An 18,327-nucleotide genomic window follows, 5' to 3' on the forward strand; every position below is an offset into this window, starting at 1 on the left:
ATTTTCATAATTTCCAGGTGCGGTCGTCATAAAATGCTTTCAATAAAAAATGGTCCGGAAGGTAAATAGCGACACGGCTCATATTCGTTGTATACCTTAAATCAGGAAATTTTTCTATCTGTTCGCGCGACTATGTTTTTAATCCCGCGCAAAAATTTATTTGAAGGTATAAGCGTGGTGATAATGCGGTCATTTTGCTCATTTGCTTTGCTGTCGTGTACCCGATGCTGATCGACAGCCACGTTCATATGTATAGCGGCGTCGACCGAAACGCATTTTTGCATGCCGCCTTCAATAATTTGACACAGGCTGGGCGTCGCGCTGGACTGTCTGACAAGCAATGCGTGCTGATTATGACAGAAACACCTTTGGAAACAGGAATTGATGATTTAATCTCAGGGTGCAACTTGCCGTCCGATTGGACTGTGACATTGCTGCCCGGTGATCCACTTGCCGTTCAATTGAACGGCCCCGCTTCGCAAACCCTACTTCTTCTGGCGGGCCGTCAAATAAACACTGCGGAACGAATCGAAGTGCTCGCAATCGGATATCGCGAGAAGGAATTAGACGGTGAACCCATTGATCATGTGCTCGGTGCATTGCGCGCCGCAAAGCGACCAGCCATCCTGCCTTGGGGTGCAGGGAAATGGATAGGGCCACGCGGTGCAAAAATAGCAGCGTGGGTTGAAAATGGGCTCCCGCAGGGCGTTTTCCTAGGTGATAATGGCGGGCGGCCTATTGGCTTTCCCCAGCCAACTGCTTTCGCAAAAGCCGCTGTTGTGATGCCTGGCAGTGATCCACTGCCTGTTTCTGGTTGCTGGCGCGACGTCGGTCGATATGGCTTCCATTTGCCCGCCACCATTGACCCTGCGCGTCCTGCGCAATCCATCATTTCCGCATTGTGGGACTTAGGTACTCAACCAAAGGTGATTGGCCGAAGGGTCGGCTTTTTTACGTTCCTTATCCGTCAAATCCGGCTGCGTTTATCATGAATGGACTGCAACGCGCGACGCTCGATTCCCTTACCGCAGAGCCATACGACGTTCTCATCGTTGGCGGTGGAATCTACGGCGCAATGGCTGCGCGCGAGGCAGGAATGCGCGGCTACAGGACAGCATTGGTCGAACAAGCTGATTTTGGCGGGGGCGCATCGCACAATTCGCTTAAGATTGTACACGGCGGTATTCGCTATGTGCAAAATCTTGACGTTATGCGTTTGCGGGCCTCGGTGCGCGAACGGGCGTTCTGGCGCCATGTTGCGCCAGAACTTGTAAAACCATTAGATTTTACAATCCCGCTGACCGGATATGGCGTCAAAGGTCCGATAGTATTTCGCGCGGCTGCGATGCTTTATCAGGCTTTGGAATTGGGTTTGCGCGGTCCAGATTTTGGGGGTGCAGGTGTCGTCAACGCCGCTGTAGCACGGCAACAGTTGGGGCAATTGGCACCCAAAGACCTTACCGGCGGTGGCGTTTGGCGTGATGGGCAGATGTTAGATACCGGTCGGCTGCAGATCGCTGCCCTGTCTGCGGCCGCAAGATACGGTGTGCACATCGCCAATTACATGGCGGTTGACGCACTAGCGCACAGCGATGGACGGGTTGGTGGCGCAAGAGTGACCGACCTGACAAACGGCGGCACCGGTAAAATTTCGGCGCGTGTTGTTTTGTCCTGTACAGGCGGATCTGCAAAATCGCTGGCGTCAAAAGTGATTTATCCAGAGGCACAAGACAGATTTCCTACGTTCGCACGCGCGCTCAACATCGTTGTTGATCGTCAGATAGGTGACCGAGCAATGGGAATTGTAGGAACGGAAAAGTCGGATGCAATTGTAGATCGCGGCGGGCGCATGTATTTTCTGACGCCATGGTCGGGTTTGACGATCATTGGCACCCACGAAGCCCCTGCATGCAGCCATGGGACTGACACGGCCGTTGACGATTTTCTCGATATCCTGAATCGCGCAGCACCCGCTCTTGACCTGAAGTCGACGGATGTTTTGCATACTTTTGACGGAATGATCCCCGCCGACGTGGATGATGGCAGGACCGGTACGGTGCGTCGTCAGACCGCTGGAACGCTGCTGGATCATACCTCTGATGGTGCGGCGGGCTTGATTAGTGTCATTGGGGTCAAATATACCACGGCGCGTGCAATTGCCGCGCGCGCAATGGATGTCGCGGCATTACAGCTTGGCGGCGTTCCTGCCTGCAAAGAAACGCAACGGCAAAGTCTGACAGAGAAGCTGCCGAATGCTGCCCATCTGCCTGTTGATCTTGACGACATTGAAGCGCTGACTGCGCGCATGGACCATGCCATGCAACACGAAATGGCTTTGACTCTGGATGACGCAGTGAAACGCCGCATGCCTCTCGCTGAAGCAGGCGCCTTTTCTGGATCGGAAGGTGCTAAACGGTACGCGCAGCTCAAAAATATTGCGTTGGAAATTGGACTATCGCCTGAGCAATTTCCGCACCGGAAGGCCCTGAAAAAAACCGGCTTAATCTGACTTGGATCGGATACAACGGATCCACCAAAATGCGATGAACAAGAGGCCGAATTGCGAGAATATGGCGCGCCAGCTGGGTGTGTGGACAAAAATTTCTTCGATTATGACTGTGTCTGCCGCAATGAAACTGCCACGCACCGAAACAACCTCTGCGCTGTCTTCTACGACGCCTTGCAAATTGAACCATTCACCAGTCCATGCCTGCAATTGCACAACATTATCATGATCGCGCTGTACAACCGCACGGTCAAATTCTATCGCAGTCCCTAGCCTGTTCGACCCCGGGGAAAGCGTTGCCGTGTAATGTAAATCGGCGTTGTACGCCGTTGACATAAGCGGGAATGGCAGGAGCAGGTAGATGAAAGCTAACATCGCGGATGCAGCAGGTCGCGTAATTGGGCGATGTACTGGACGACCAGGCGTTGCGGGGATTTTCACAAGCGCAAAAACCATCACACCCACGCCAGTCATCGACATTGCTATGCTCAAAACACTTTCCGGCCAATAAAGACCGAGGTTGAATAAATCCCACGAGAAAGGCGCGAACAGCAGGACCCCGTTGGCCCATTTCGTCTGCATTGCATCAAGCAGCAAATGTAACACAACACCGAAGGCCAGCAGCGCAAATGTTCGCCACGGCCTACGAGACACGAGCGCGAGGCCAGCCGCGAGAACCAGAGTTACAAAGAGACTGCTTTGAATGGCCGCATATAGACGCAGTTGGATCGCCGAAATATCCATGGCGAGCCCCATAACAATGCGCTGCAAAATCCATGGGATGTCGGATAGGATGCAGCCAACAAGGATCCATTTAAAATCGGAGTCTCGCAGTATGCCCCGCGTGACAAGCGTATGAACTGCAATATGCGCAATTGTGTTTGGCATGGCCGTTTTGTTGTGCCTTTTGTCGCAATTTGGGTGATGGTGCTTAACTAGATGCGAGGGGTTGTTGCACTGCGGCCCTTATTTCTGCGCAAGTTTGCTGGAACTCTGCATTTGGGCGGGCCAATAAGTCTTGCCTTTTTTTCGCGATTTCTTGCGGGTCCAAACTCATAATGAGATCGCATAAATCATCGGCTGACGGTGTCGGGATTGTCCAACCAAGCCCTTCCTCGACGCGGCTGCCCGTCTCTGTGTGTGCCACTGCGATCGAAGGGCAGCCATAGTATCCGGCTTCATAGATACGATTGGGAAGCAGCCATGTGGAATTTGTGCCCAATTGCCAAAGATCCTGGCTCCAGACTAGATCGCAGTTAGTGTAAATGTCAGCCAATCCGTCCGGATATGAATAAGGGCCAAGATATTGTAAATTGGCGGTTTTAGCGAGGGTCGCATCAAAATCCGGTAGCGCGTGACGATGAATGATCCCGTGCATACATATCTCGATCCGGTCGCCAAGCCGGCGCGCGGTTTCCGCTAGAATTTCTAGGCTATGTGCGCAGCGCAATGTGCCGACCCACCCGATGCTGATAGGTCCTTCTTTGGCCTGCAAGTTGGTCTTGTCGGGCGCGGGGCGGTCGGCGAAATTAGACCCCAACCACAACTTGTTCTCTAACAATGTGACGGGCCCTGCCCAGCCCTGCACAGGCTTAAAATAGTCATTTACAAACGCAGGCGACGACACGATGAGCGCTGATGTGCGTTTTAGCAACATGCGTTCGAACGCGCGCACAAGGCGCCCTTTGCGCCCCTGATCCGTCATGAGCCCGTGTATGTCGAGACATTCGTAAATTAAGGGTGGCGCTGGTCGTATCATGGTGCGCGCGGCGACTGCGATCGCAAGCATATCGAGGTTGCGTGCGACGATCACATCAAAGTTTTGAAGCTGTTTGCGGTGTTTAGGTAAGGTTGCGATGGCGCGTGCAATAGCGCAAAGGCGCTGACCCATGGCGGCATGGTGCGTTGTGCCAAGGTGGATGTTGTCCCAAAAAACCGCAGGCCCATCATCATTACCATCGACGTCCCGCCGCATAGTCACGGCCCGCAAATCAAGACCACAGTCTAGAAAGGAACGGATTCTGCGAATGTGCGACGGTTCTGATGAATCGAACCCAAAAAAAAGCAGGCGAGTGCGATGGCCAGCTTCACCATCATCAGCGGCGGGTGCTGTAAGCGACTGGGTCATGGAATTCTCCTTGCCATGACAAATACCGCGCGCAAAGCGTTACGGTGTTCTAAAATTAATCATGACGTGGCTGTTGCGTCTAATAGGACGCCTTTTTCGTTGGCCACATCATACGGATCGGTTCGTTCAATTGCAGAAATCATGGGTGTTTCGGTCGATTTGTTGTGTCCACGGGATAAGGCGATCGCCAGTTGCGTAATTTTCATTGCGTCGCCAAAATTCTTTGCGCGAATGGCATCCCGCAAACGCCAGCGAAGCCCACGACGCAAAGACCGTGCGATGGCTGTTCCAGAAATGTTTGATTGTGCAAGATCGGATAATGTGGCCCGTGTTTCGGGGGTTGTTGCGCGGTAAATGCCATGTTTGCCTGCCATGGCGCGTCGGCAAATTGCTGTTTCAACCGTCGACAGCGGGCAATCTGGCGCAATGTTTGCAGCAGCGTCGAAATCCGCACAGGCCAGCCCCCAATCGGTGCGACGCGCATAGATACAGGCCCGTTGCAATAAAGCGGCGCGGTGACTTGCCTGTGGCGTGCCACCATACATTGTCGCATAGCGCGACAGCGGAATACTGTCGTAGAAAGGTTTGAACACGGCGCGATCCGCTGCCTCCCAAACCTCGTCTGACCGTGCGGCGGAATGGCGGGCAGCTGCCGGGCCTCTTTCTCCGTCGTGTTTGCGCTGCAAGAACAACGGCGTATCCGTCACTACCACAGGTTTGTGCAAAGCAAGACGGACTATCATATCGTAATCAATGGAACGCGGCAGATCTTCCTTGAAAGCACCCACTGCGTGGTAGGCCGTGCGTCGCACCAAAGTTGCGTTTTGAAACAGAAAAATATCTTCAAGGAGGTGTCGCAGTACAGATCCTTGCGACAGATCCGGCCAGTACCCCGGACCCTGTTCAATACGGTCACCGGATGCAGGGTCGGTATGGAAGCGGCGATAACCACCCCCTGAGGCACCCGCATCAGGGTTTTTCGCGAGTAGTCCTACCAAAGTTTCAACAGCATGGGGCAAAGCGATGTCATCATCGTCGCATATCCAGATTAAATCACCTGTCGCTTTGGCCATTGCAGCGTTGAGCGCGCGCGATTTGCCGCCGTTTTCTGCTCTGAAATACCGGATTGGACCATTTGCAGCACGCACTACGGATTCGGTTTCATCAGTCGATCCGTCGTCCCAAACAATTACTTCATCTACCTGACATGATTGATTAAAAATAGCCGCAAGCGCCTCCGATAAAAACGCCGCTCGGTTGTACGTTGGTACAATCGCGGTAATTTTTTGGGACGTCATTTGCATTTATCCTTCGACGGACGCATTAATTTTGTGTTAATTGTCGTATTATTCAATAGCCGAAACTTGGTCAGCTTGTCAGCTATTTAGGTATCGGCAAAATTTATTTTTGGAATTTTCCATGCTGGCACGTGTGAATATGACGCCACTGTTATGTCTTGCGCTATCTGTTTTGTTTTGTCTCGGTAAATTGCTGCCGGCGCATGCGCAGCCTACCGATGAATTGCTATCGACACCTTCTGCCGAAATCGCAGGACAACTTAGCGATTCTATTTACGATTTTGGCCCTTTGGATGAAATTCGATTACGCGTTGTCACATGGGACAATACGGCATTGGCTTTCCGCAATCTGGATGTTGTTAGCGGCACTTATGTGATCAGCACAGACGGTCGCGTGATGTTGCCAATTATTGGCGGAGTTGATGCCGTTGGGAAAGGCGCCACTGCCCTTTCAAACGATATCGCAGCCGCGTTGAAGGACCGCCTTGGATTGAACGAACTTCCAAGTGTCACTATCGAAACTGCGGTTTTTCGACCGGTGTTTGTTTTGGGTGATGTTGCGCGGCCCGGCGCGTACGAATTCCGGCCCGGAATGCGTGCGGTGCATCTATTGGCGCAAGCAGGCGGGTATTATCGGGCATCTGATGTGGATGGTGGCAGGTTAGAATTGGAAACCTTACGTGTTGTGGGAAACCTGCGCGAGATTGAACTTAACCTTGCAATATTGCGCATTCGAAAGGCACGTCTAGAGGCAGAAGCAGCAAGCGACGCATCCTTTGAATTGCCAGATAATTTAATGCATCCGGACGGCGCTGCTGCACTAAACGCGATCCTTGTGCGCGAACGCGAAATTTTTCAGACACAACGCGAATCTCATGCGTTGGAAGTCGAATCGCTCGAATCTTCTCGGGCGTTGCTAGAACGTGAAGTAACTGTTCTGAAACAAAAGCTGGAAGGTATCGCCGTTCAGGTTGGTATTATGGCTGATGCGGTCGGAAATCTAGAATCGTTGTTAGACCGTGGCCTTACCCGATCGCCCGCTTTGCTGAATTCCCAGCGCGCCCTCTTCGAGCTCGAAGCGCGGCACTTAGACGCCGAAAACCAAATTTTCCGTGCCAGCCAGTCGTTGAAAGAGGTCGAGCGTGACTTGATCGAAACGGTGCAGCGCAAAATTCGTGAAAACCTGACCCAATTGCAGTCTATCAATTCTGAAATCGACCAATTGACGTCACGCCGAGAGACTCAGCGCGGCGTATTGGCTGTTACAAATCAAGCTGCGACGCTCATAGACGAAGCAGAGACGAACGTACCGCAACCCGTCTTCAGAATCGCACGTGATGTTGGTGGGGCCTTTATCAGCGAAACAGTGACGCCGGACGTCATATTGCGCCCTCTGGATACGCTTGAGATCAGTTTGTCGCAGAAGGAGGCCCTACCATCGAACTAGTAGTAAACGACCAGTTTCGGCAGCTTATTTGTCGGCCATCCGATCGCACGTGCCAGCGGTGCAGCTATCCTGCAACTGCTGGACCGTCTGTAGGGGAGAGAGGTCTGGTATCATGTTAGATGTAAACGAATTTTGGACGTCTGAAGAGTTACTAAACCGCCCCGATGTATCGGTAATTGTGCCTCTACATAACGAAGAGGAAAGCGTTAGGCCGCTTCACGCGGCGATCATCGCGGCGCTAGAACCAACCGGTCTCGCGTTCGAAATTCTGCTTGTCGATGACGGCAGTCGAGATGACACTCGTTTGCGTGCCGCTGCTATTGCAGCTGATGATGACCGGGTCGCGGTATTGGAGTTCCGGCGTAATTTTGGCCAAACAGCGGCCATGCGCGCTGGTATCGAATACGCGCGTGGTCGCTTCTTGATCACGATGGACGGCGACCTGCAAAACGATCCTGCAGACATTCCGATGATGCTTAACAAGATGCACGAGGGATATGATCTTGTCGTCGGCTGGCGCATCAATCGAAAAGATAAGGCGTTGTCGCGTAAGTTACCGTCCAAAGTTGCCAATTGGCTAATCGGTAAAGTCACCGGATTGCCGATCCGCGACAACGGGTGTTCGCTGAAAGTTTATCGCGCCGAAGTCATTAAAGCAGTGCCGCTCTATTCCGACATGCACAGGTTCATTCCCGCCATGACAATCCCGATGGGTGCGCGAATTGCACAAGTTGGCGTTCGTCACCACGCCCGCCAATTCGGCGAATCCAATTACGGATTATCGCGTGTATTCAAGGTTTTGCTAGATCTTATTTCAATCAAGTCGTTACTGTACTTTGGCCGTCGCCCACTGTCTGCGTTCACGTTTTCGGGGGGGGTATTTGCGCTTCTTTCGCTTACGTCATTGATCTTTCTGGGTGCGACCGCCGACGGCTCGCAGGTCGTGCGCATGACGTTAACTGGGCTCTTTGGTGTTACGTCGGTATTTTTATTGTTGTGTGGCGTTCTCGTAATGCTGGCTTTTCGCAACTCCGCCACTTTGGATGGCGAAGACGAAAACCGGACATGAAGCGTCAAATGGAGGTTATCTAATTATGAATAATGCTTTTAACGCGGAAATACCGCAAACGCCCGAGTTGGATTCGACACTCGATTTATCAGTTGTCATCGCAGTTGACGGCGCGCCTGATTTACCCGGTACGGTGAGTTCTTATCGTTCGATGCTAGACGCACTTAACATGACGTATGAAGTCATTTGCGTCATCAATGATACCGATGATGCCCTGCGCAGGTCGCTGGATAACTTGACCGATAGCTGGGACGAACTGGCCATAATCGGTCAGCGCGCGTGGAACGATGAAGACGCGGCCCTGCTAAGAGCAGTGAACCGCTGTCGCGGTGACTATGTGCTGACCGTGGCTGGTTGGCCTGAACTTGATCCGGCGTCGCTTCCGGCTTTGATTGAAGCTGTACGCGACAAAGATATGGTAGTGGCAGCACGCGAAGGGCGGCAGGCGTCGCACCGTAACCGGGTTTTACAGTGGATATTCTCAAAATACTTCGGAAATTCGGTATCTGACATTTTCTGTCGTACGCGCATTGTTCGCCGCGAGGTTCTTGAAGAAATCTGTGGTTTTGGCGTTCGCCAGCACTTTCTACCTGCCATCGCGAGTGAACTTGGCTATTCAGTCACAGAACTTACTTTGCCTCAGGCTGATAGCGACGCGCCGGGAACTGCGAAGTTTGTGTTTAAACCCTTTGCACATGTGCGTGCGCTTTTCGATGCACTGATGTTGTATGTTGTTCTCAAATTCTTGCGCCGCCCGCTGCGTTTTTTTGGTGCGATCGGAATGCCGATCCTGCTGGTCGGATTTATCATAACGCTGGTCTATCTCATCGGCCGTATATTTGGCATGATGTCTCTTGCCGATAGGCCGGGGTTGATTTTTGCAGTCCTGATGGTCGTTTTGGGAATTCAGATTATTGCGCTGGGGCTAGTCGGAGAGATTATTGTCTTTGCCAAAAGTCGGAAACAAAAACAATACGCGGTAAAGGCATTGATCCGGCGTGGTCCAAATGACTCGTGATCAACGCACTACAAAACGAATCGAGAGTACACTTTTTCGCGTGTTTAAAACGCATCGCTTGAGACAATGCGATGCGCCTGTTAACCTGAAAGGATAGATTTGTCGCACGATGCTTGTTTAGATAGTATGACGATCATAGTTTTTTGATTTATTTATGTAAGTTCCGCTTTTCCCATTATATTATTTTCTTCGGGATTTGCGGACATTGTGAAGACACAGGTTTCGGATGAACAACGTGGCGGATGATGGACTTCGACGGACGGCCCTCGGCCGTAACAATGACCATCGCGATGTCGCCGAAGACGCTTCTTTTACCCTCAACTTAGGCGAAATAGCACGCATACTTTGGCGCAACGTTTGGGTCATTGCGCTATGCACGGTCATTGGTGGTGCAGTCGCGACCTACAACGTATTACGGATCACGCCGACCTATGTTGCGACTGCACAGATCCTATTGGGTCAAGAAAATCAGGCTGACAATGCATTGGGTTCGTTGTTTCAACAACTCGAGCGCGACAATAACGAGATTTACGGTGAAATCTCGATCATGACCTCGGGTCGTTTCCTATCACGCGTGTCAGAGGCATTGTCGTTAGAAGACCTGCCAGAATTCAACCCCGCCTTACTACCGACGCCCCAAGAACCGTCATTGATTGAAAACGCGACGTCCACGATTAAGTCGATGGTCAAATCCGTTCTCAGTGCGGAAGACAGCGATCCGGACCCTGCCCCACCACAAGATACTGACGCGACTTCGATGGACGACGATAGTGCGGCGGCCAATTTGCGGCTTGCCGCGTCAGCCGAACGGACTGTGCGTGGTGATCAAGCCGTTTTTGTCGATACGCTGGCAAGGCGACTGGTTGTGCGCCAGCAAGGCAGCTCTTCGGTGCTTGATATTCGTTTTACATCACCTGATCCAATTGTTGCAGCTGCAGTCGCCAATACAGTCGCTGATCAATACATTGCCTTCCAGCTTGAGGATAAGCTAGCGTCTATCAAGCGTCTGACCGACGGGCTCGATGAACGCATTCTGGATATGCGCAGCCGACTTGAAGCGTCTGAACGCAATGTGATCGCATTCCGTAGTCAAAGCCTTGATGGCGACAGCGGCGGGACTGGCTGGATGGAACAGCAGCTTGGCGAATTGTCGCGTCGTCTGGTGAATGCGACTGCACAACGATCAGAATTGGAAGCTGAACGTGGGCAGATTAGCACTCTGATAGAACAACAAGGTTTCGCCGCCGCTGCTGGTGTACTCGATTCCGACCTTATTCGTCGCTTGCAGCAAGAACGGGCCGAACTAGAGTTGCGTGCAGCACAACTGCGAGACAGGTTCGGTAGTTCTGGCGGTCGGATTGAAGATATTGGACAGCAAGTTACGGCCATCGACCAAGCCATTGAAAATGAAGTTCTGCGCATTCTGGCGGAGAAAGAGAACGAGGTCGCCGTCGCTGCCGCGCGTGAAGCATCCGTTCGTCAGCAGTTCAAAGACCTGAAAGAAACGTATTTGGAATGGGAACGCGAACAGATTGCGCTTTCCGAACTGGAACGCGAACGCGATGCTAACCGTCTTGTCTACGAAACATTTTTGACGACATACAGCCAAAGCACGGAAACGGTTGCTTTGCAGGCCGCCGATGCGCGGGTCGTCAATTACGCAGAACCGCCGCGCAATCCAGCTGCACCACGCAAGAAGGTCAGCGTCGCATTGGGTCTGATCGCAGGTCTTTGTGCCGGTCTCGGGCTTGCCTTTTTACGAACATTCCTTGATCGTTCTGTTGACGGATTGGTGAAATTACGACGTCTTTTGAAAGGGATCCCGATCTTTGCAACAATACCTGTCGCACGCGGATTCCTTGGTCGTGTTGACCCGTTAAAAGCGATCGGTCAGCCGCGGAACGCTGCGCTAACGGAATCCGTACGGACACTACGCAATATGTTGATCATCGGGCGTAAGTCATCGGGCATGAAGATTGCTGTCATGTCAGCGCTGTCCAACGAAGGCAAAACAACAACAAGTTTGCTTCTTGCCCATGCTGCGGTGCAGGCGGGTAAAAGCGTTGTGGTTGTTGAAACCGACCTGCGGCGCAGTTCGATAGCGCGTGTATTGAATGCTCCTGATCGGCCTAACCTCGATGATCTGTTAAACGATCAAAGCACCGCACCTTTACGCAGTATCCTGCGAAAGGATGAATTGACCGGTGCCTACATTCTGCCAGCGCAACAAGGGTCCGGCGATCCTGGTAGTGTGCTTTTGTCAAATCGAATGTCAGCATTGATCAACCGTCTCGAAGCTGAATTCGACATCATTGTGTTCGACACTCCACCAATGCTGTCCGTGTCTGATGCACTACCCATTTTGCGCAAGGCCGACGAAATCGTCCTTGCCGTTCGCTGGAAGAAAAGTTCGGCTGATGCTTTGGAGGATTGTTTGCGACAGTTGCGTGTCGCCGATATTACGCCAACTTGCGCTGTGATGACGATGGTTGGACGCAGTGAACCGCAAAACTATGCGGCTGGTGATTACGCCGTTTACTAAGGCGATCCGCCATAATGTTCGCTTTGGCGCAACGACAAGCAGCCAGCACACACTCCAACGTGCAGCGTGCCGCGCAACAACCAGCGGAAACGTCGCGCGCGAATAGGCGCGTTAAAAACGGCCATTATTCCGCAATATCCTGCCTTTAAACATGCGGAAAGCGCGAGCTTCGCCCGAGCAACGTTAGTTGTGGCAGAAGCTGCGTAGCTTTGCCCCATACGATAGCGTCGCCGTGCAAGCCACGCGAGGCTGAGCCTTGCATCAGGGACGCTTTCCCACGCGCGGGCGGCATCGCAGATTTCAAAATGTGCGCCGGCACGGCGCAGACGAAAGAAGAATTCGGTGTCTTCACCGCCAGAGCGTCCCCGCGCGAGATCAAATCGTTCGTTCTTCCACGGTACGTTAGCACCCCATCGCAAAAGCACATTTCCGCTAATGCCTGTTTCGACTTGGCCGTTCCGTCGCACTGGATAACTAGAATGGTAGTCACCCGCTTTGATCCAGCTTGGCGCGGTGTCGTCGTAGGATGCAATGACTGGCCCAAAAACTGCATCTGCTTCTGTGTGATTGGCCGTCGCTAAAAGCTGCGTCAACCAATCGGGTACGACCCATTCATCATCGTCCAAAAAGCAAATAAAATCCGCGTCCGCATCAACAGCATCAAGACAAGCGTTGCGCGCAATCGAAATATTGCGGGCCGGTGCATGAAGGTAGTGAACAGGCCACGGCAGATCGTCGGTGACAGCCGCCACGACATCCCGCGCACTTGGGGTGTCGTCATTGTCTGCAATTACGACGCGAACTAAGACGTCGGCCGCCAAATCCATAGTCGCTAAAGATTCAAGTGTGCGCACGACCTCTGGTCGGCGGAAAGTGCAAAGGAGGATATTCACTAATGTATTCATCGTTTCACGCGATTGCCTAAGATCATTTGCCACAAGAATCCGGCACCCCAGGCATTGTGCATCGCACCAAGAGCAGCGCCGGCCCAAAGCCCGCAAAACGTTCTCAGGCGCACCGTGGCGATCGCTGAAACGGCGACGAGTAAAACAAGGTAAGCTGCTGGAAAGAACAACAACAGCGGAAAAACAGGCGTCGCAATAAGCGAAAGCGCCAAAACGGCAAGGTTCACTGCAGGAATAAGCTGGCGAATTCGTGGCCGCATGCGATGTTTGGTGACAGTACGTGCGCGGCCACGACCGTAAAACCAGTATTGCTTGGTGAGTTTAAGCAGCGTCGGCCGCATACTGTAGTCGAGCCGAATGTCGGCATCCAATCTGATCCGACCTCCGGCCTGCGTCAGTCGACGATCAAATTCCGCGTCTTCGTTATGACTGAAGCTTTCATCGTAACCGCCGATCCGCCGGAACCAGTCGATACGGAAACCGGCATGATGACCATGATCAACCCAACCGCTGCGTTGTCCGCCCCGATGAGCGGACCCACCCGATCCAAGTGGCGTGTCGGCAACCCACGCAGCTGCGCGTTGAAAACAACTTATTCCCACGGCATCCATTGGTGTGACGATCGATGCCGCCTCAGGTAAATCGCTCAGGGCTTGCGCCACCCGCGCTACATAGCGCTGCGGATAGATCGCGTGGGCATCACAACGAATGACAAATTCGGTGTTTTGATCTGAACATTCCCGCACAATCTTGTTAATAGCTGCTGCCTGTAAACGAGCGGGATTTTGGACAAGAGATAGCGCTGCATGATCCGCAATCATTGCGGTCACAATGGCACACGTATCGTCCGTGCTGCCGCCATCTGCTACGACGACACGGGTGCCAGCGATCCAAGGATCAGAAAGCAATGATTCAAGGCATTCGCGAATGTGGGACGCTTCGTTAAGGGCGGGGATCGCCACCAGAACTTTTTCGGCGGGAACACAAGTTTCAGTCGCTCCTGAACCCCGGTTACTATGGGTCATAGACCGGTTGTTAAGGGCTGTTTGGGCGTTGAAATCAAGGGTGCTCATAACGTCTTAAGCATGCCGCATTGCGGGCAATCCAGCAAATCAAAAAGCGTTAGTGCATATAAAAAAGAAAAACGCCGATCTCTGGAAAGAGACCGGCGCAATCAATAGGAAATTGTTTAGAAAACTAGAGCATCAGCCTCGATAAGATCGGTCAATGTCAGCCCATTGGTGTCGCGCAATTCTGCAACTTCGATGAAGCTGTCTTTCCCGCCGTCGGTATCAATCGACAGTACAGAAGACGTGCCGCTCGTATTCAATTGCATGAAATCGTCCACCATCTCTGCACTGATACCCAGCAACACATCTGAAAAGTCCAGCTTATCACCCTCGTTTACGGAAAAATCCTGAATGTCATCGCGGCCATTGCCGACATCTTCTGACATGAACAGGAACGTATCCGCACCATCGCCACCCGATAGTTCGTCCGCACCCAAACCACCAACGATAACGTCATCGCCATCACCAGTATTCACAACATCATTACCTGCACGAGCAAACACGATATCGTTAGCCTGAGTTCCGTTGAGTATTTCCGCTTGGTTAGTCCCAACGATGCTGTTTGACGAAGTTTCGTCGGCCACAAGTCGTAACGTACCCGCTGCGACCGAGATTTGTTCGGGCGTCATGTTCCGCAGTTCAGCAACAGACTCGGTGCCTTTGCCAGGAATTGTAATCGAGACAATAACGCCAAGATAACTATCCGCGACCGATACAGCTGCTTCCGCCTCTGCGGCGGTCCAGCCGTAAGCTTTGGAAATCTCTGTGAAATCAATGACGTCACCCTCTTCAGGAGAAAAATCTTCGATCCGGTCACGTTTGTCAGTAATGTCGTCTGGTCCCCAAGCAAAGATATCTGCGCCTGATCCACCGCCAAGATTGTCTGAACCTGGACCACCTTTAAGGATGTCGTTGCCGTCCTCACCGCGAAGGCGATCATTATCATCGCCCCCGATCATCAAGTCATTTCCAGCAGTGCCAGTCATCCAGTCAGCTTTGGATGACCCCATAATCGTGTTTTCCGGCTCTGGTGTCGGTGCAACGTCAACAACAACGGGTTCGGGTTGAACAACGACTGGATCAGGGGTGTCGATTTCTGTTGGGGTGTCGTCGATAGGCGTGACCGGCTCCTCCAAAACGTCATCCACTCCAGTGGGTCCTTCTTCGAACAGTCGCAGGGTGCCGGCAGAGACAGAAATCTGATCAGGTGTTATGTCCCGCAGTTCGGCAATCGCCACAAACTCATCGAAAATCTTGAGCGAAATCGTAGTGCCAAGGAAACTGACTGTAACTTTCAGTACTTTCGACAAAGTTGCTTCGTCCCAGCCTAGCGCTGCTACAATTTTTGTAAGATCGATGACATCACCGTCTTCAGGCGAGAAATCTTCGATGCGGTCGCGACCGGTCCCCAGACTGTCCATTCCCCAAACAAAAACATCCGCGCCGGACCCGCCGCCGATATTGTCTTTACCTGCACCACCATCGAGCACGTCATCGCCGTCTTCACCACGCAGTCGGTCACGGCCATCATCGCCATAGATGTAATCGTCTTCCGGCGTCCCAATCATCCAGTCGTCATCTTTATCACCGATGATCGGATTGTCGGACGTAGGATCCGTGGTTGGGACATCGTTGACCGGTTCGCTAATTGTGTCCGCGGGGTCTTCAACAGGCGGTTCGACTACAGGATCATTGCCTGTCGTAGGTTCTTCTTCAGGATCGTTATCGACAGCGGGCTCTTCAACGACCGGTTCATCAACAGGATCGTTAGTGTGATCCACAGGGTCGTGTACGGGATCCGTTGGATCAGAAGTATCGTGACCGTCGTGATCAGCATCTGAATGTTCATCCGTCCTTCCAAACCCGATATCATAATCAGGATTGCCGATTTCCGGCGGAACGAAGTTGTGAAGATTGTACTTTTCCATCAGGCTAGTGTCGAAACCGCGCAGTTCGATTTCGATGACAACGGGATGATGTTCTGCTGTCAGACGGTCAGTGATCCAGTTAACCACTGGCGAATACCAAGTGCCATCGGCGCGTTGGACCGCGCCGTGCAAATCGAGGAATTCTTCCAACGTGAATTCTGAATGATAGGTCTTGTTGCCACCGTCGAGTTCGGCATCGATACCCGAAATCTGCCGATAATAGGGCAATTCAAAGTATTCGTTGAAGACACGTGTGCCAAGGCTATCGCGCGTCGTACCATGAATGCTCAGGCTTAGATCGTCTGGTGTGACTGTCAGATCGGCGCTTGAATACGGGGTGAAAGTCACGTGATCGATTGGCGTGATGTCACTACTATCGACGATAATCGGCTTGGTATATTGGTCACCGATATCCGTTAGATGGCTCGTCGAGATAAGCTTGTCGACATTTTTGGTAGTGACATCAATCATCATGCCTTCATGGGCCAGACCTTGCACACCGTAGACAGTGCTATAGTTGGCCACTTCGACGTTATTCATAATGCCCGCCGACGTTTTCACGCCTGTCACGAATGCAGTCTTGGCGCCATCAGCCCCAATAAGCAGTGAATCCTTTAGCAGGTAATTCGACGTGTAATTCATCATATCGAACGCGGTGCCAGACATTTCCCAAGCAGTGAAATCGTCAATGACGCTTTGCAGGTCACTATCGTGGGAAAAAGCGCGGTGATAAATGCGGATACCGGTTTCAGCAGCAAGGACTGTGTTGCCCGAAAAGCTTGTAATCGCTGGTTCTTGGTGGTCGAGAGCAACATCAAAAGGAGACGGGTCAAATTGGACTTCATCCCGTTCGAACATCTTGCGATGCATGCCGTCACCCGAACTGGTGCCAACATCAAAAATTTCGCGTCCGATGAAACTCCACCCGACTTTTACGTTCGCGGCGATGTTATCGTATTGTTCGATAACGCGAGAATTGTTCTCGTAACCTAGACCATCCTGGTTGTCCTTGCCGCGTTCGTTGTGACCTACGACCTTCGATACAAGATTGTTGGCCCAGATGCCCTGTTCATTGCCGGTTTCAGACACAATGCCCGCGCCAAAAAGATCATAAACGACGTTGCTGTCGATGATCGCATTTGATTCATGCTGGGTGATGCCCCAACCCTTACCACCGTTGACCGAATTGCCAATGATCTCAGAGACGGGTTCTCCTGCACCCGCACCTATCTGGTGCAAGTGAATTGAATAACGGCCCAATGGGTTACTATCATCGTTATCGATGGAGAAATCGGTACGCCCCATGTCACGGAATTCTGCGTATGCGACGATGTTCGCGACATCATCCGGCCCGTCCGTGTCCCCGTTGTGCATCATCATATGGCCGCGAACGCCCTCAGGGTTCTCGGACGCGAACACAATATTACGGGACAAGTTTGCGACATAAGTGTCGAGATCAGCGTAGCCATCAGGTGGCATATGATCATGGGAAAGCGGGCTATCGAACGTGATCGTGTTGCCGTTGATCGCGGTGATGACACGCTCTTCGTCTTGGGTTTGGAGAACTTTGTCGGTCCAGTTGTTGATACCTTCGTAAGACGTCCCAACGAACAGCAGCGTGTCGCCGACGTTCCAGTTCGTTGTGTCACCGGTCACTGTGACAGACGTTGATCCAGCGGAAACACCATCCATCGTCAGATAGCTTTCCTTACTGGCGCCGTAGATGTCTACCTCACCGAAAGCCACAAGCCCGTGGCCAAGCTGACCCGGATCAGATGCCACATCAATCGGCGTATCACGGAAAATGACGACAGCATCGACACCCGGCATGACAGGGCTGTCTTCGGTCCCAATTTCGAAGCGAGATCCGTGCCCCGTAACGATGGTTTCTACAACCATTTTAGTATCTTGTGTCTTTGCCCAAGACAACGTACCGTCCACACGTATGGTATCTAGCGGATCGTCCGAACGTGCGTTGTAAGTGATTTCTAAGTCGGCGGGAATGTAAACGCGGGCTTCTGCACCCGGTACGCGGCCGCCGCTCCAGGTCGCTGGGTCTGTCCAGTCACCTGAGCTAATGGCGGTGTGCGTTGCATTTTCCGGCGCGAGCAAGCCGTTTGCCTGCATCGCGTGCATTTCATGCATCGCGTCCGCTTCATGGTTCATTTCCATCGTTTCGTTTCTCCTATCGAGCTACCGCGGTTTTTCTCGCGCGGAGCTAGCAAATTCATAGTGTCCGGTGGCGCGGCAAAAACTTGCAAACCTGTGTTTGCTGTCGAAGTGTTTCCGGCGCCCGGATCGGCGATTTTCACTGTTTAGGAACGCGTACTACAAACAGCTCTGCAGCATTGACTGACGCCCGCGACAGGCCATCAATGCCACCTGATGAATTCACGACACGGCAATCGCCACGTCG

At 52.4% G+C, this 18,327-nt stretch carries 12 protein-coding genes; 6 read left to right on the forward strand and 6 right to left on the reverse strand.

Features of this window, described 5'->3' with window-relative positions; translation table 11 throughout:
* Positions 1-353 precede the first annotated feature (353 nt).
* Positions 354-992 (forward strand): hypothetical protein, encoded by a 639-nt coding sequence (locus tag AC0L7R_RS18775; protein WP_473660830.1) that lies wholly within the window; start codon positions 354-356, stop codon positions 990-992.
* Complete coding sequence (locus AC0L7R_RS18780) at positions 989-2,509, forward strand: FAD-dependent oxidoreductase (RefSeq protein WP_473660832.1); 1,521 nt, start codon at positions 989-991, stop codon at positions 2,507-2,509. The genes AC0L7R_RS18775 and AC0L7R_RS18780 overlap by 4 nt, the downstream gene beginning before the upstream one ends.
* Here the strand turns inward: AC0L7R_RS18780 and AC0L7R_RS18785 are convergent.
* From AC0L7R_RS18785 to AC0L7R_RS18795, 3 genes are read right to left on the reverse strand one after another with little or no spacing between them, the layout of a single operon-like run.
* Positions 2,501-3,394: a metal-dependent hydrolase gene (locus AC0L7R_RS18785; RefSeq protein WP_473660834.1), complete on the reverse strand. Its 894-nt coding sequence runs from the start codon at positions 3,392-3,394 to the stop codon at positions 2,501-2,503. The genes AC0L7R_RS18780 and AC0L7R_RS18785 overlap by 9 nt on opposite strands.
* A 43-nt stretch (positions 3,395-3,437) precedes the next feature.
* The gene (locus AC0L7R_RS18790) at positions 3,438-4,634 is read right to left on the reverse strand and encodes a glycosyltransferase (RefSeq protein ID WP_473660836.1); all 1,197 of its coding nucleotides are present in this window, start codon (positions 4,632-4,634) and stop codon (positions 3,438-3,440) included.
* Between the two features lie 59 nt (positions 4,635-4,693).
* Positions 4,694-5,932: a glycosyltransferase gene (locus tag AC0L7R_RS18795; RefSeq protein ID WP_473660838.1), complete on the reverse strand. Its 1,239-nt coding sequence runs from the start codon at positions 5,930-5,932 to the stop codon at positions 4,694-4,696.
* Between the two features lie 121 nt (positions 5,933-6,053).
* On the opposite strand from AC0L7R_RS18795, the gene AC0L7R_RS18800 reads away from it, so the two are divergent.
* The 4 genes from AC0L7R_RS18800 to AC0L7R_RS18815 all read left to right on the forward strand — a co-directional run bounded on the left by AC0L7R_RS18800 (position 6,054) and on the right by AC0L7R_RS18815 (position 12,008).
* A complete protein-coding gene (locus AC0L7R_RS18800) occupies positions 6,054-7,379 on the forward strand; it encodes a polysaccharide biosynthesis/export family protein (protein ID WP_473660840.1) in 1,326 nt (441 codons plus the stop codon).
* 112 nt (positions 7,380-7,491) lie between these two features.
* A complete protein-coding gene (locus AC0L7R_RS18805) occupies positions 7,492-8,448 on the forward strand; it encodes a glycosyltransferase (RefSeq protein WP_473660842.1) in 957 nt (318 codons plus the stop codon).
* 25 nt (positions 8,449-8,473) lie between these two features.
* Complete coding sequence (locus AC0L7R_RS18810; RefSeq protein ID WP_473660844.1) at positions 8,474-9,466, forward strand: glycosyltransferase; 993 nt, start codon at positions 8,474-8,476, stop codon at positions 9,464-9,466.
* 226 nt (positions 9,467-9,692) lie between these two features.
* Entirely contained in the window at positions 9,693-12,008 is a 2,316-nt protein-coding gene (locus tag AC0L7R_RS18815) for a Wzz/FepE/Etk N-terminal domain-containing protein (RefSeq protein ID WP_473660846.1), read from the forward strand.
* On the opposite strand, the gene AC0L7R_RS18820 is transcribed toward AC0L7R_RS18815, so the two are convergent.
* From AC0L7R_RS18820 to AC0L7R_RS18830, 3 genes are all read right to left on the reverse strand, one after another.
* Entirely contained in the window at positions 12,005-12,913 is a 909-nt protein-coding gene (locus AC0L7R_RS18820; protein WP_473660848.1) for a glycosyltransferase, read from the reverse strand. The two genes, AC0L7R_RS18815 and AC0L7R_RS18820, sit on opposite strands and share 4 nt — an antisense overlap.
* Positions 12,910-13,938, reverse strand: a complete 1,029-nt coding sequence (locus AC0L7R_RS18825; protein WP_348107773.1) for a glycosyltransferase family 2 protein — start codon at positions 13,936-13,938, stop codon at positions 12,910-12,912. Before AC0L7R_RS18825 ends, AC0L7R_RS18820 begins: the two co-directional genes overlap by 4 nt.
* Positions 13,939-14,102: 164 nt before the next feature.
* Complete coding sequence (locus AC0L7R_RS18830; RefSeq protein ID WP_473660850.1) at positions 14,103-18,083, reverse strand: type I secretion C-terminal target domain-containing protein; 3,981 nt, start codon at positions 18,081-18,083, stop codon at positions 14,103-14,105.
* Between the last annotated feature and the right edge of the window lie 244 nt (positions 18,084-18,327).

This window comes from Yoonia sp. D2-7, from assembly GCF_055809435.1.